This is a genomic window from Candidatus Sulfotelmatobacter sp., from assembly GCA_036500765.1.
In the GTDB taxonomy this organism is placed as follows: Bacteria; Acidobacteriota; Terriglobia; order Terriglobales; family Acidobacteriaceae; genus Sulfotelmatobacter.
Genome location: DASYBM010000004.1, coordinates 475,556 through 488,917 on the forward strand (window position 1 = coordinate 475,556; position 13,362 = coordinate 488,917).

A 13,362-nucleotide genomic window follows, 5' to 3' on the forward strand; every position below is an offset into this window, starting at 1 on the left:
GTCTTTAGCGCGAGTCCGCGGCTTTGATCAGGCCGACGCCGGCGGTGAGCGAGCCGAGCAGCACCGGCACGTCGACGGGTTGATGGTTGTAAACTTTCAGCGCGGTAGCGCAGAGCGCTCCCACGATCGTGGCCACGCCGGCAGCGGTGGTTTTCCAGTCCTTCATGATTGTTCTCCTCGGTTGATGTCCCACCACAGGACCATCGAAAAAAGAGACGGGGAAGGGAAGTGTTATTGCCAGAATCCAGTCTCGATTTGCAGCGCGAGGCGATCGATGCGATCCGGCTCCTGGCGCGCGGCCTCGGAGTCGAGCAACTCGGCCTTGGCCGTCGCCCAGTCGCCCGCCTGCATCGCCGCTAGAAATTTCGGGAAGCCCATCACACCCCTAATGCCCATATTGAAGACGAGGTTCAGCATCGCACCCTTGCGTGCATCGTCGAGTTCGAGCGCCCAGGGCAGATGGGCCGCGAGGTCCGCTGTGGCGTCGGCAATGTCGTTGGCCAGAAGATATGCGCGCTCTTTTTGCGATAAGCCTTTCGCGCTCAGGTTGCGGCCGACGCCGATCGTTAAATTTGCCTGGAGCCGATCGCCTTTACCCAAAGTTCTTCCCGTGGCGTCGTCGTAGGCGAATTGCCGCTCGCTCTCATCGCGGCGGAGCTGGTCTTCGAGACAGTTGATGGCCATAGCTTTCAGTTACTCCTTACTCGACTCCCGTCATGACGCCGGTCACGCCGAAGGGCGAATATTCGCCGTAGTCGGTTGAACTCGAGGGCGGCGTGAAGCTGTAGATCGATGGATCCACCTGGCGCGCGACCACATCGACGCCGACGATCGGCATGCCATCTTTGTCGCTGTCAAACGTCAGCGAGCACTGCGAGGCTTCAAATACGCCGCCATTGATGTCCCAGCGAGCGTGCGTGAAATAGAATGTGTCGCCGGCCTCGAGCTGGAATGCGGTCAGCTTGAATTGCAGGGTCAGCGTCTGCTGGAAGCGCAAACGCATCAGCGCGATCTTCGCCAGGCGCTGTGCGGTCCAAACCGACGTCGTAAATTCAAAGTGCACGTCCTGCCAAATCACCTGGCCATCGTCTTCAGTGTTCAGAAAATTCGGTTTGCCGGCGAGGCCGTTGGCCTGGTACGGAGGAAAGCTCTGCGACTGCCATGTGCCCGGAACGGAGGTCAGGCTGATGGCCGCGGCCGGACTCGCGGGAAGAAATGCGGGCGTGTAGGTGCCCTTAATGCCGTTCGCGACTTCGCGGCGCGACAAGCGAAAGTCGGCTTTGAGTCCGGCGCGCAGATCGTCGTCACCAAACGAAAGCGTGGGCGTAATGTAGGAGCCGGCGAAAATGTGCCAGAGGTCGCCGGGAGGAATCGCCCAGCCGGCCATCGAGGCGCACAGCGCCGAGAGTACATCGCCACGGGTCGAGCTGTGATCGAACATGCCATTGCAGGTGTAGAGATTTTCGTAGACCACCGTGTTATCGGCGTTCCAGATAATCAGTTCCTGCTCTTCGCAAACGTTGGCGGACGCGATCACCGAAGCCGTGTCGATAGTGGCCGCCGCCGCGCCGATGCCGTTGAAGCTGTCCTGGAGATAATCGTTGGCGCAGAGCGCATTGTTCGACGGATTGATGGCATGCGTCGAACGGCCGAGGCAAGTCCAGGTGAGCGTTCCATCGGTCGTGGTCGTTCCCCGCGTTGTGGCAAACACGGGATGCGATGCCGCTCCAGTTCCCGCGCCAGTGAGCATCTGTAAATAGCCAACCGGCGCTTCGATTACGACGAGATCCACCGCGCCGCTGCCGTAGGTTTCCCCTGCAACCCAGCCATCGTTCACGAGAATTGCCGGCGTGCCCCATGGCCCCTGCGCCAGCGAAGGCGGAGCGGTTGTCCCGTTGTAAACTGCGGCCACCGGCCAACCGGTGTTGAACCAGACGCAGGTGTTGTCTGCGAGTGTGGCGCCGGCGGTCCCAGATAACGCTTCAAAATTCGGCCGCGTCAGGCCGCTGCTGGGCGTAATGAAGGGGTTCGCCTGCTGGAACCAGATATAGCCGTTGTTGTCGATGGTGTAGTCGTAAGGCGGATAATTGGTGCTCGGCGCCCAGGCGGTAACGATGCGCGGATCGACGATCTTTTTTCCGGTCACCAGGAACTGAATGTTCGGGATCTGCCCGCTGGGATAGAGCGCGGTCAGGCCACTGTCGGCGCGCAGAATCACGTGCACCTTGGCGCAGCCTCGTTGCAGGCACGCACTGGTCCACGCAGAATCGGCGTTCGCAAGATTCGGAAAAGGCTGCGCTCCATCGGCCGGCCTGCCAGCATCGAACTCAAACATCATGTGCTGCCAGTAGAAATCGTTGATGGTGGGGAAGGCGTCAGGATGAATCTGCCAGGGCGTATCGGGAAGGGAAGAATCCTGCAAAATGTCGCTGCCGAAGTTATAGACGAAGCCATCGACTGTGACAGCGTCGAAGCTGGTGATCTCGTGGCCGGTAAGAGTGTAGACCAGGTGCAGGAATTGGCTCGTTGTCGACTGGTTTTGGCTGCCGGGAAAACTCGCATAGGTCAAAACGCCCGCGGTTTGAAATTGGCCATAGATGACGCGCCGCGGAGAGATGCCGGAGTTTACGCTGATCGAGTTCGCAGCGCCGACTGGTTGCAGCGGAGGCCGCAAAGCCAGCCCAATGCCGGAGAGCGCAGAACTCAGCCCGATGCCGAGCATCGTGGAAAACGTCGCTGGGCCGATCCCAAACGAGAGCAAGCCGTAATAGGCCAGCGCGCCCACGCCGCCGAGCGCGATTCCGCCCAGGATCAGGCCCAGTTCTTTTGCAGTTTTGCTCATCCTGTTTTGCTCATCCGATTTGCCAGGCTCGCTTCCAATGGCGAATTCTGATCATGGCGAGTCCTTTATCCGAAGCGCACGATGCGAAGCGGCCGTCGAGGCTGACAATTCCGATCGCGCCCTGCGCCGTGCCGTTGTCGATGAAGACGAGATCGCCGCGGCGCGCGAACGTCGGCGCAACTTCCGGCAAGGCCAGAGTCGCGGCGATGCCGGCGACGAATTGCTCGAGGCTCGAGCCGTAAATTGCCGCTGCGCCCGCCTCGTCGGAATAAGTTCCGCGATAACTGTGCCCTGGATCGATTGCGGTTGTGGTGATGGCGCGAATGCAATTGCAAACGTGCAGCGCACAGTCGAAGACGCCCCACTGGAACTCCAGCTCGCCGGCGCTCGCAATGATTTGGCCGAGGCGTTCGCGCCAGTTAGGGATGCGTTGAAGAGGCATGAAGGAAAAATGTTAGCTGTGCACGAAGATGCTGCAAATGGAGCGGTACTCGCCCGCGATTCCCACCGTGCTGCTTCCATAGGGAATGCGCGCCATGATGTTGCAGGCTCCCGGCGAGACTCCTGTCACATTGCCCGTCGAGGTGTACTGGAAGGTTGCTATTTTCGGATTGCTCGATGCCATCCCGAGATCGAATACTGGGCCGCTACCCGTTCCGGCCGGCCTGGTGTAGGTGCTTCCGTCCGAATAGTGCACGGTCACTTCGATCGTGATCGAAGCACCGACCGCGAGATCCACAGAAGACGGCGACACGCTCATGAAAACGGGATAGGGACTGCCGCTATCGGCCGGCGATGGCCAGAAGAGTTGAATAGTTTGCAGCGCCTGCACAAAGCTGAGACCGAGATCGCCCGGATATTCCAGTTGCTGGTCGGGATCGTCGAAGCGACGGTTGGGAGCCAAGTTGAGCGAGAGCAGGGAATTCTCGCAGGTGATCGAGAGCGTAGAAGTGTCAGCGTTGTCGGCGAGGCTGGGCACGTCGAGCGAGCCCGCGAAGACCTGAACCGGATCGGCAAGCAGCGCATCGGTGGTTGTGCTGAACAGTCCGAACCAGAGAGTGACGCTGCCGGCAATACGCACCTGCCCCACAGCTTCGCTGACCAGGTTGGCCGGAATTCCGCTCAGCGAAAGCGTGACATTTTGCGCCTGCACCTTCGTGGTCTGCGGGATCGCGGAGAACTTCGCGAGCCAGCCCAGGCCGGTAAAAGTCTCGCCATAAGGGAAAGTCGAAGCTGGATTCGCCGGCGGACCCGCGGGAGTGATCGTGCCAACGCCGCTGAACAGATACAGCGTGTTGTCGGCGAAGGCGATCTCCGCAAACATTGCGATCGTCACCGTCTTGGCAGCGATCGCGGCGAGTACAGCGGCTGAGAGTGCGCGAGGCATGTTAGTCTTTGCGCGCGGCCGCGGCCGCGGCGCGCCAGGCCTTCTTCACGACTTCGGGCAAATCGGCCCACTCCACTGTGCGCGGCAGACGATAAGGCGGATCCGGCGATTCGCAAAATGCGCGATAGGCGTGCTCAGCTGCCCGATCCAGTTGCGCCATGCGATCCCCATGCTCAGGACAGAGCCCGTTTACGCTGCAGCCAGCAATACAAAGACAGGCCATCAGATCGCTTCCTTCGCTTTGAAGCTGATGCCGTAGGTGCGGGCCTGCTTCACGTCCCATTCGGCTTTGTTCTCATCGAGGCGGAAAGTTCCTCGGGGATTCGCGGTCACGATCGAGAGGCCGCTGCTGAGCGATTCGTGCAGCATGGGCGCAACCGTGAGGCTGGAGTTGCCGGCGCCGTCTGAATTCGCATCGAGCAAGAGTTTGTAGAGCCGCTGCGATCCCCCGGTGGGAGTTACCTGAATGTAATCGCCGGCGAGAAGAATTCCAGTCACGCCCGGAATCCAACCGCTCGTGGTGATTACATTGTTGGGCGCGACCGCGCTGGTGCCGGCCGTGACCGGAGTCCCGGTGGCCACGCCTTGCGGCGCGACCCCGTTGGGATCGCCCATCAGGAATGTTCCGAATCGCCCGCCGAGAGCGGCGAGCATGCTGGCCCACAGTTCGGCGGTGAAGCGTTTGTCGGCATTGCGCTGCGCCAGGCTGATGGCGCGCTTCATCGGCGGCAGCGTAACTTCAATCTCCCACCATTGGGCCGGCCACTGCTGCTCTTGCTGACTGCCGCTGAAAGGCGATGCAGTTTCACCGACCACGCTGACCAGGCGAAACTTCACTTCCTGCGGACCGAGCGCCGTTGGCGGCGTGAGTGGATACGAGAGCGACATGGTAATCGGGGCGGTAACGGAAATCAGAATAGCTTCGTGCGTCGATCGCAGCTTGCCGCTGCTGACAATGGCGGAGGCGAGCAGCGCTTCATGCGTCGATCGGAACTTGCCGCCATTGATCGCAGAAACGAGAGTGGCTTCATGCGTGGAGCGTTGCGCCATTTAAGAAGCTGCCGAGATGATGGGTTGCGCCGCATCCGCCGCCGCCGCGGTCCAGGCCGCGCTGGTGGCAGGATCGAGCGCGTAGAAACTGTCGGTCCAGGAATAAGTCGAGAGAACGTTGACGGCCGTCGCCAGGCTATTGGTGCTGCTCGATCGCACGCCGTTCTGGAATGTATGCGCCGCGCCGTCGTCTTTGCGGAAGCGCGACTTCCTCACCACACCGTTCACGGTGCCGGTGAAACTTGCGGCACCGACGGCATAGCCTTCGGTCAGAGGGAACGAGGCCGCGGAAACGTAAGTGGTGTCGTCGTCCGGAGGAACATCGTCAACGCACTGCCAGTTGGCGGAAGCGCCATTCGGCGTGAGCGTGGTGGCGTAGCCCGCGCCATTCGGCATCTTGGTATAGATCCGCGTGCCTTCGCCGAGGACTGTGTTGGGGGCCGCGCCGGAGTTGGTGTGGCAATGAAAATCGTCGAAGTAGAGTGTCAGGTTGTTACCGCGCAACTCGCCAATCTCCACCTGGTTCGCATATGCGTTGGAATTGGCAATCGTGTTGATGTTGGTCAGAGTCAGGATCGCGGCGCCGCCCGCAGGCGTGCTGAGGTAAAGGGTCGCGCTTCCGGTCGTGGAACCGAAAGTGATGATGAGGTCGATGAAATAATAATTTCCGGACGCGATCACTCCCGGAGCGGTCGCGCCCTGGACGACGCCGGCGCTGCCATTCCGGATCGCCAGCGCCCCTGAAGCGCTGACGCCCAGCATGCACTGCATGGTGCCGTTGTCGAGGAAGCCGAGAAAATCCTCATAGCCGGTGAAGGAGAGAGAACTGATCTCGAAAGGGAAAGACAAGATCAGGCCGCTACGGTTGCCGCTGAGGTTCTTGCGCTTCCAGGTGCTGAGTCCCATGCTGACGCCCTTGCTGACGCAACCGGACGCCGCGGCGAAGCGGGCGTAGCTGGTGGAATAGCTCGGCGAGCCGTTGACCGTCTCCCACTCGTCATGAGCGGTGTCGTAGTTGTCGAATCCGTCCCAGATTTCGTAAGCCATGGAATTAGAGTCTTTCGTCTCTGGCCCGTTCGGGCCGCTTGCGGAGCTGCTCAGCGCGTGGCATCATGCTCGGCGCCGCCTGGAGGAAACGTGAAGCGAATCGCATATCTGCTGGCACTGACAGCGTTGCTCGATATTCAAGCGGTCGCGATGAAAAACCGGCAGAGGATTTTTCCCGAATCGTGCGAGACGGTATGGGCCGCCTCAGTCACGGTGGCAAAGACGCAGGACTATCGAATTGTCAGCATCTCCAAAGAGGAGCAAGTGATTTCCCTCGCCGCCGGCGGCGCGTGGAGCGGGGAACGCATGATCACGCTCAGCCTTGCTCCCGCCGCCGAGAAGGGCTGCGTCGCCACCGTCCAGAGCCGGTTTTCTGGCCTGGCTCACTCGGACGGCCCCGACCTTCTCGGTCGCATTCTGCTCGAACTGGTCGGGCAAACTGTTGATCGAGACTCAAAGCCCTTCCGCCACTTCAAGGACTGCGTAGAGAATTCACCATCGTCGGATGCAAAATGCGAATCCCGGTTTCGCAAGGCCGTGGCCAGGGCATCGAACAAAACTTCCGCCAGCTCGCAGCAGCAAAAAACCGACTGGTGGCAAAATTCGCCGGCACAACACTAGCGCGGCGTCCTTCGCTGAATCTCGCTCGCTTCGACGACTGCGCGCATGATGATGTGCGGCGCGCTCGAGGAGATGGCGCGCGCGATCTTGTCCTCGACTCCAATTTCCCCGCCGCGGGCGTCGATGTGCACATGCACGGTTGGGCTGCCTGCGCGCAGCGCGCTGTTCGGCGTGACCGAAGATCCTGTGGGCAGGTTAACCAGCTCCGGACCATCCTCGCCCACCAGGCTGATGCCGCCTGGCGCGAAGTCAGTGCCAGATGCGTACTGCTGATTTCCGATGTCGATTATCCCGCCGCCGCCAGCCGCGCCGGCAGCGCCGCCCGCGCTGGCGGAGATCAGCGCCTGCGTGTTGGCGATCAGCGCGGTGGTATTCGAGGTGACGGCCGTCGTGTTGGCGGTGGTCGTTGTCGCCTGCGACGCTCCGCCGATGTTGGGCAAGCCCAGCGACTTGCCGAAGGAACTATTCGAGAACATTTTCAGCAGGCTGGAGATCTCTTTGTTCAGCAGAAACTTCAGTGCCATCTGATCGAGTTCGAGGAAGTAACTGCGCCAGCTGGTCTTCGCGCCGGTGAGGGCTTTCACGGTCTGATCTTCGAAGCCCTGCAACCCTTTGTTCAGCAGATCGAAGGTGAATTGCGCATCGGAGCCTTTCGATCCCTGGCCCTGAAGCTGAATCATGAACGCCTTGAATCCTCCCGCGGCGCCGCCTTCTTTCAGCAGCTTCTCCATCTGGTCCGTAGCCTTGGCCATTTCCTCGCGCGCTTTCTGCATCGCGGCGGTGAAGGCATTCTGGTCGATCAATCCCTGCTTGAGCAGCAGATTCAGTTCGGATTGCGCGAGCTGATATTTCTGTTGGGGAGTGACGACCTCCTCATAAGCCTGCGCCGCCAGCTTCAGTTGCGCAGCCAGGTCTTTGGTGAAAGTGTCAAGTTGTGCGGCCGTCGATCCGCCGGCGCCGAGAGTTGGCTGCGCGTTCGCTGTAGGAAACTGTGGAGCGGCTCCGGTCGGCGCGATCTTTGTGGGGAGCTCGGCCGTCGCCTTCAGCAGATCTGCATCAGCCTTCGCCTTGGCGAAGACGCGATCGAGGTCGCTTTCAAAAGCCTTCAGTGTAGCCCTAGCCCTGGTGAGCTGAAGTGCCTGATCCGAATTATGTGCGAGCTGGCGGAAATCGTTTTCGGCACTCTCTTTCATCTGCCTGATCTCAACCCTCAGCTTGTCGAGAGGATCGGTCACGGGCTGAAGCTTTGCAATCGAGCCACTCATCGATCGATAGAGATCGGCTAGCGCCGCGGCCGCTTCCTTTTGCCGCTCTAGCGCTGCGGCTTGCGCTTCCTGCTTCTGAACACCGGCTGAGGTGGCGTCTTGAACCGTTTGGATTTTCTGTAAGGCTTCGGCGAGGGCTTTCGCGGCATCGATCTCTTTGTCGGTAAACCCAATCTTCATCAATTCCGAATGGCCCGCAGCCGCACTGAAATAGTTCATCACTTCTTGGAATGCAGTGATGTGAAGGTCCTGCATCTGCGTGACCGACTGCTTTGCCCTGTCGAATTCATCCGCGAGCAGCTTCGCAGCCGAGCGGGTCTTGTTGATCGAATCGGTCAAGCCCAGGCTGTCGTATTGCTGCTTAAACTCCCCTAGTTTCTTGTTGATCTGCTCCACTCCGAGCGTGCCGGAAAAAGAAGTTGCGACGTGGAAAAACTCGCCAACAGCACTCTCGGCCTGAGACAGCCAACCGGAGGCTTCTTGCGAGGCCTTAGCCTGTTTCATTTCCGCTTCAGCGAGACGATCTACGGCTTCGGTGGCAGCAGTGACAGCTTTATCTTTGTCCTTGTAGGCGCTCATCTCCCGTGCAAACACATTGCTCACGTTCTCACTGGCTGCTTTCAGCTCTTCCTGCGCCTTCTGTGCTTTCTCGATCGACTTGGAAATCTTCTCGAAAACGTCGAAGCCGGCAACGGCCAGAGCGCCAGCGACGCCGACTCCCAGAACGGATTGCAGCGCGCTGGCGAAGGCAGGGAACTCCTGCGTAACGATCTTGGTGAGCGGGCGCGAGATGTGGATGCCGAGCGCTTCATCGATCAGACGCCAGGACTCCGCGCCTTCGCGCGAGGTGCGCTTCATCTCCGCCGACATCAGGCCGGATTCCGAGCTGGCCAGAGCCGTCGCCTGTTTCAGGCCAGCCTGGAAGTCAGCCAGGTTGACACCCATGCGAACCGAGATTGAGCCTACATCGGGCATTTAACTTTGGTTCCTCACTGCTTCAATCACTCCGTTCAGGCCTGCCCGAACGTATTCTACAAACGTGTCGAGCGCAGCTTCCTTCGACGAGTCGAACGCCGGCCGCATGAAGGGATGCGGTGGCGTGCTAGCGCCACCGAATTCGAGTTCGTGGGCGTGCGAGTGTTTGCCGGCGCGATCGTTTCTTACGCCGTGACCTGGCGGACGGTGGCCGCGCTCGACGAAAGCCGCATAAACGCCGGGGCTTTCGGTGGTATCGACAACAGCTTCAATGCCGCCCCGTTTGTTGCGGGTGACACCCTTCACCGTGAGAGCGCCGCGCTCGTACCCTGGACCGACGATGACATAGTTGTCGGAGAGATCGCTGCCCACGCGGACTTTGGTGATAATGTCCGCTTTCAGTGCGCCGCTGCGCACGGGCGCGGTGAGTTCGATCGCCTCAGCCATGACGTCGCCGGCAGCGTGCAACGCCCCACGCATGACGCGCGTCGCCAGCACAGCCGGAATTGACTCGAGGGCGCGGCCCAACTCGTCGAGGCCGTCAACCTGAATTGTGATCGCGTCCGGCACTAGCTCTCTTGCGCAGCCTTTGAGCTGTCCGGAACTTCTGCCGGAAGCGCCAGGAGCACATCGTCGAGATGAAGCACCTCTTTCAGATTCGGGCAGGGATCGTTCGGCTTGATCGGCGCGATACGTCCATTACAAAAATCATTTCCTGCGGTCGCGTCGTAGAGAATGCCGATGACCGGCGGCCCATAGCTCGGAATCAGCACAACCTTGTCGCCGTTTTTCGCTTCACGTCCATTTTTGTAATGCATCTTTTGTTCTCCTAGTCCTTAATTCCGAAACTCTTCATCATGCGTTGTTTGAATTCTTCGAGCGCCTCTGGCGTGGGCGGCGCGTCGTCGTCTTCGTCGTCGCCGGCGCCGCGGAGGAAGTCGTCGGCCGTGAAAGGCTCTGGGCGCTTATCCCGATCGCGATGTAGTTCGAACAGCGCCGCGATGACCGAGGCAATCCGCCGTTGGCTGCGCCGCTCCTGGGCGTTGAAGCGATCGACCAACGCTTGAAACGTGCGCGGCGTCTCCCGCAGAAACTCGTCATCGCTTAGCCCGAGATCGAAGCGGGCGATGCTGCGGAACGCTTCAATTCCACCGGCATCGGCAGCGGCGGCGGCGGTTCCTGCGGTTCCTGTGCCGGAGTTTCTTCCGGCGCCGCGGCGTTTGGGCTTGCGGCCTTGGCCTTCGGAAAATGCGCCGTCACCGCCTTCGTCATCGCTTCGATCAGCGGATTCACTTCCGGACCGAACGGGATCTCCTCGCCGAGCCACGCGAGCGTGACCTCAGGATGCTTGCGTTGCAGCCCAGCCCACAGGCACGCTGCAAAACGCTCCGGATCTTCCTGCGGATTGATTTTGGCGAACGTGCCTTCCTGAAAGAGACTGTCGCCGGTTTTCTGTTTGTAGAGGATCACGGCCTGGAGATCGTAGACCAGGCTTAAATCCTTGCCGCCGATCGCGACCACCACGGCCGGCGCCAGCTCGCGCTGCAACACTTGAATTGGGTTCATAGTTCCTCATGAATCGTTATCTTTGGCTCAGAGACCTGTAACTTCATCAGCTCTTCCGACGCCACCAGGCCGCGCAGCGGAATCTTGCGCGCGGAGACGAAGAGCGTCTGATCCGAGTTCAGAATTCGCACCACGACGCCAGGCTCCGTATCTTCGACGGCTTCGACGACGCGCAGCACTTCGCACACCAGCACTGCGTCGTCGCCTGCCTTCAACGGAGATCCCGCCGCGTCGACCACGAACTACTCCTGGACGGTGAGGCCGGTGCCAGCCTGGGTGAAGGTCGACGGTCCGGAAACCTTGATCTTCGCCGTGAATTCAATCGGCTTCGACACGTCGATGTCGGCCGGAGTGAAGTCGGTCAGGTAGCCCTGAAACTTGAAATTCGAAGTGTCGGGCAGCACGAGTTTGAAGTACTCGAGTGTGGCCGTCTCCTGCAACGTCATCAGGTTGAAATAGGTCGAGTTGCCCGGATCGGTGATGCCGGTCAGATCGTAAGTGCCAGGATCCATCGTCGTGGGAATGAATTCGTCGACGACGACTCCGCCTGAGGTTGTGGGAGAGCTGAGGTTGGTAATGTCTCCCGTCTTCAGTTTCGCGCCGCTCGGCTTAATCATTTTGACTTGAGCGATCGGCGTATAGGTAACTCCGTCCGGGCTGGTCTGCAGCGAAGATCCGGCGCCGGTGTAGGCCTTGGTGGTCATGGCATTCTCCTAAGTGTTGTGTGGATGTTTTTGAACGTGTGCGAATGGAAGTTGGGTTTAATTGCCGGGCGTGCCGGCGACGAGCGGTTCGGTGTAAAAGCCTTCGATATCGAGCATGGAGCGATAGAGGTAGCCGATGCCGCCTTGCTCGAAAGCGTCGTCCTGATCGGAATGCACGTGCGTGAACGTGACCACGGTCTCGTCCGGCAGCGCTCCACTGAAATCCTGAAGAAAGGCGCGAATCGCCTGTGAGAGCTGGCGCGCGGTCGTAGCGTCGTCGGCGTAGCTGTCAAACTGAAAGCGGCCGCGGGTGAGAGAACTGGATCCGTCAAGACTTTTCTCCGCCGGCGAGCTCGTGATCAGGTGAAGCACAACGTACGGCCGCGCGGCCTGCTTCACCGCCAGGCTGAAATAAATTCCGGTGCCAGGAGCAGAATTCGGCGCCGGCGCGATCAGTGAAGCGACGCTCGGCGTCGTCGATAACAGCATGAACAATCCGTTCTTTACCGCCATCAGCGAATTCCGATTCCGAGTTCCGAGAGTCCGATGCTTCCGGTGACCGTAGATGTCGCGCCAGAAGCGAGCAGCAAAATAGGCTTCAACCCAACCGGCGCAGTGCCGCTGATGTTGTGGCTCAATCCCTGCAGGTCAAGATAGCTGCCATAGCCGGTCTCAGTTTGTGGCGATGTTGAGCATCCGGATCCACAACTTTGAGAAGTATCAAAGGTGATTCTGAAAGCGGTTCCGGACGCATTAGTGCCGCTGATTTTGTAGATCGATCCAGTCACGGTCGCCGCATTTACCGTCGAGCCGATAAGCCACTTGGCCACAGTGTCATAGGCCGTCGCAGCAACGTTTCCCTGCAGGCCCAGGCCGAGATGAGCATCCCATGTGTAATAGACAGACGTCAGAATCGGGGGGTTCGAGAATGAAGCCTGGAGGACGTATTCGATGGCAACGTAGGCGGCGAGAATGTCACTGTTTGCGGCTTCCGAAGTTGAAACCGGGCCCCACTCCCCGTTCCACAAGGCCGTAGGCAGGCTGTCGCGGGTGATTTCGCCGACGGCCGCGTTGTACTGCTGAATGATCTGCGTCGGATCGGAGTTCGGAGTTCCTCGCATGTGATCGTTGGTGACATCGAAGGTCTCTGCTCCAGTTACGGTTTGCGCGGACCAGTTGCATCCGTTGATGCTGCCGGCCGGAGCTGAGATCGAGGTATTGGCGTAGAGGTTCATCCATCCGCCGAGCCCAGAGCTGAAGCCATGGAAAGATGGGCCAATTACCTGGATGCTGGCATTCGCGCAGTGCGCGATTTTATAGAGATCCCAAGCCATGCGAACCGCGCGGCTCAGAGAAGCCGTGGTGGTGCCGCATGCCGCCACAGCTCCAGTTCCACCCGGACACCAGAAGTTCGGGGAATCTTGCTCGTTCCACGTCTCAATGGCGGCGATCTTCGTGGTGTAGCGATTCATCACCGTGCTGATGAAGCTCTGGAACTGCGCGTCGGTGCCGGTGCCGTCTGCGTTTACGTCACTCGGTGGAAGGCAGCTCCCATCGCCCGCGCTCGCGCATTGCGTCCCTCCGCCATAACCGGAGGCGGTCGGTCCAGGAAAGCAGGTTCCTGGATCCGGCTGGCCATTGCATGCCGTGGCCCAAATTGGAGTCGCGCCGACCGTGTAGAAAACCTTCATTCCCTGGCCAGGAGCGAGGGTGTTCACGACCTCATCGAGTTTCGTCCAGACAAACGTTCCGGAGGAGGGTTCGACATTCAGCCATTTCATGGCTGAGTCCCACACGCGGAAATACTTGATGGCCGCAACGCTGCCAGTGCCATCGGTCGGAGGCCAGGTTGGGGGCGGAGGCGTTGCTGAAACGCTATTCCAGTCAGCCCCAAAAAAAGACGAG

General features: G+C 60.0%; 18 protein-coding genes. 1 reads left to right on the forward strand and 17 read right to left on the reverse strand.

Annotation, left to right across the window (positions count from 1 at the left end; translation table 11 throughout):
* Positions 1–4 precede the first annotated feature (4 nt).
* The 8 genes from VGM18_04820 to VGM18_04855 form a co-directional block, all read right to left on the reverse strand.
* Positions 5–166 (reverse strand): hypothetical protein, encoded by a 162-nt coding sequence (locus VGM18_04820; GenBank protein HEY3972304.1) that lies wholly within the window; start codon positions 164–166, stop codon positions 5–7.
* A gap of 65 nt (positions 167–231) precedes the next feature.
* Positions 232–684, reverse strand: a complete 453-nt coding sequence (locus tag VGM18_04825; GenBank protein ID HEY3972305.1) for a glycoside hydrolase family protein — start codon at positions 682–684, stop codon at positions 232–234.
* Positions 685–700: 16 nt separating this feature from the next.
* Positions 701–2,842: a hypothetical protein gene (locus tag VGM18_04830; GenBank protein HEY3972306.1), complete on the reverse strand. Its 2,142-nt coding sequence runs from the start codon at positions 2,840–2,842 to the stop codon at positions 701–703.
* A 10-nt stretch (positions 2,843–2,852) separates the two neighbouring features.
* On the reverse strand, positions 2,853–3,284 hold the full coding sequence (locus tag VGM18_04835; GenBank protein HEY3972307.1) for a hypothetical protein: 432 nt from the start codon (positions 3,282–3,284) through the stop codon (positions 2,853–2,855).
* A gap of 12 nt (positions 3,285–3,296) precedes the next feature.
* Complete coding sequence (locus VGM18_04840; protein HEY3972308.1) at positions 3,297–4,229, reverse strand: Ig-like domain-containing protein; 933 nt, start codon at positions 4,227–4,229, stop codon at positions 3,297–3,299.
* A gap of 1 nt (position 4,230) precedes the next feature.
* On the reverse strand, positions 4,231–4,389 hold the full coding sequence (locus VGM18_04845) for a hypothetical protein (GenBank protein HEY3972309.1): 159 nt from the start codon (positions 4,387–4,389) through the stop codon (positions 4,231–4,233).
* Positions 4,390–4,451: 62 nt separating this feature from the next.
* Entirely contained in the window at positions 4,452–5,279 is an 828-nt protein-coding gene (locus VGM18_04850; protein HEY3972310.1) for a hypothetical protein, read from the reverse strand.
* Positions 5,280–6,326, reverse strand: a complete 1,047-nt coding sequence (locus VGM18_04855; protein ID HEY3972311.1) for a hypothetical protein — start codon at positions 6,324–6,326, stop codon at positions 5,280–5,282.
* A 90-nt stretch (positions 6,327–6,416) separates the two neighbouring features.
* On the opposite strand from VGM18_04855, the gene VGM18_04860 reads away from it, so the two are divergent.
* Positions 6,417–6,947: a hypothetical protein gene (locus VGM18_04860; protein ID HEY3972312.1), complete on the forward strand. Its 531-nt coding sequence runs from the start codon at positions 6,417–6,419 to the stop codon at positions 6,945–6,947.
* Here VGM18_04860 and VGM18_04865 read toward each other — a convergent pair.
* From VGM18_04865 to VGM18_04905, 9 genes are read right to left on the reverse strand one after another with little or no spacing between them, the layout of a single operon-like run.
* Positions 6,944–9,187: a hypothetical protein gene (locus tag VGM18_04865; GenBank protein HEY3972313.1), complete on the reverse strand. Its 2,244-nt coding sequence runs from the start codon at positions 9,185–9,187 to the stop codon at positions 6,944–6,946. The genes VGM18_04860 and VGM18_04865 overlap by 4 nt on opposite strands.
* Positions 9,188–9,757 (reverse strand): HK97-gp10 family putative phage morphogenesis protein, encoded by a 570-nt coding sequence (locus VGM18_04870; GenBank protein HEY3972314.1) that lies wholly within the window; start codon positions 9,755–9,757, stop codon positions 9,188–9,190. It lies immediately after the preceding gene.
* Complete coding sequence (locus VGM18_04875; protein HEY3972315.1) at positions 9,757–10,005, reverse strand: hypothetical protein; 249 nt, start codon at positions 10,003–10,005, stop codon at positions 9,757–9,759. Before VGM18_04875 ends, VGM18_04870 begins: the two co-directional genes overlap by 1 nt.
* An 11-nt stretch (positions 10,006–10,016) precedes the next feature.
* A complete protein-coding gene (locus VGM18_04880) occupies positions 10,017–10,247 on the reverse strand; it encodes a hypothetical protein (GenBank protein HEY3972316.1) in 231 nt (76 codons plus the stop codon).
* A 44-nt stretch (positions 10,248–10,291) separates the two neighbouring features.
* Positions 10,292–10,753, reverse strand: coding sequence for a hypothetical protein (locus VGM18_04885; GenBank protein ID HEY3972317.1), 462 nt, complete (start codon positions 10,751–10,753; stop codon positions 10,292–10,294).
* Positions 10,750–10,992: a hypothetical protein gene (locus tag VGM18_04890; GenBank protein ID HEY3972318.1), complete on the reverse strand. Its 243-nt coding sequence runs from the start codon at positions 10,990–10,992 to the stop codon at positions 10,750–10,752. Before VGM18_04890 ends, VGM18_04885 begins: the two co-directional genes overlap by 4 nt.
* Positions 10,993–10,995: 3 nt before the next feature.
* Positions 10,996–11,457: a phage tail tube protein gene (locus tag VGM18_04895; protein HEY3972319.1), complete on the reverse strand. Its 462-nt coding sequence runs from the start codon at positions 11,455–11,457 to the stop codon at positions 10,996–10,998.
* Between the two features lie 57 nt (positions 11,458–11,514).
* Positions 11,515–11,970, reverse strand: coding sequence for a DUF3168 domain-containing protein (locus VGM18_04900; GenBank protein HEY3972320.1), 456 nt, complete (start codon positions 11,968–11,970; stop codon positions 11,515–11,517).
* On the reverse strand, positions 11,970–13,238 hold the full coding sequence (locus VGM18_04905; protein ID HEY3972321.1) for a hypothetical protein: 1,269 nt from the start codon (positions 13,236–13,238) through the stop codon (positions 11,970–11,972). The genes VGM18_04900 and VGM18_04905 overlap by 1 nt, the downstream gene beginning before the upstream one ends.
* Positions 13,239–13,362 lie beyond the last annotated feature (124 nt).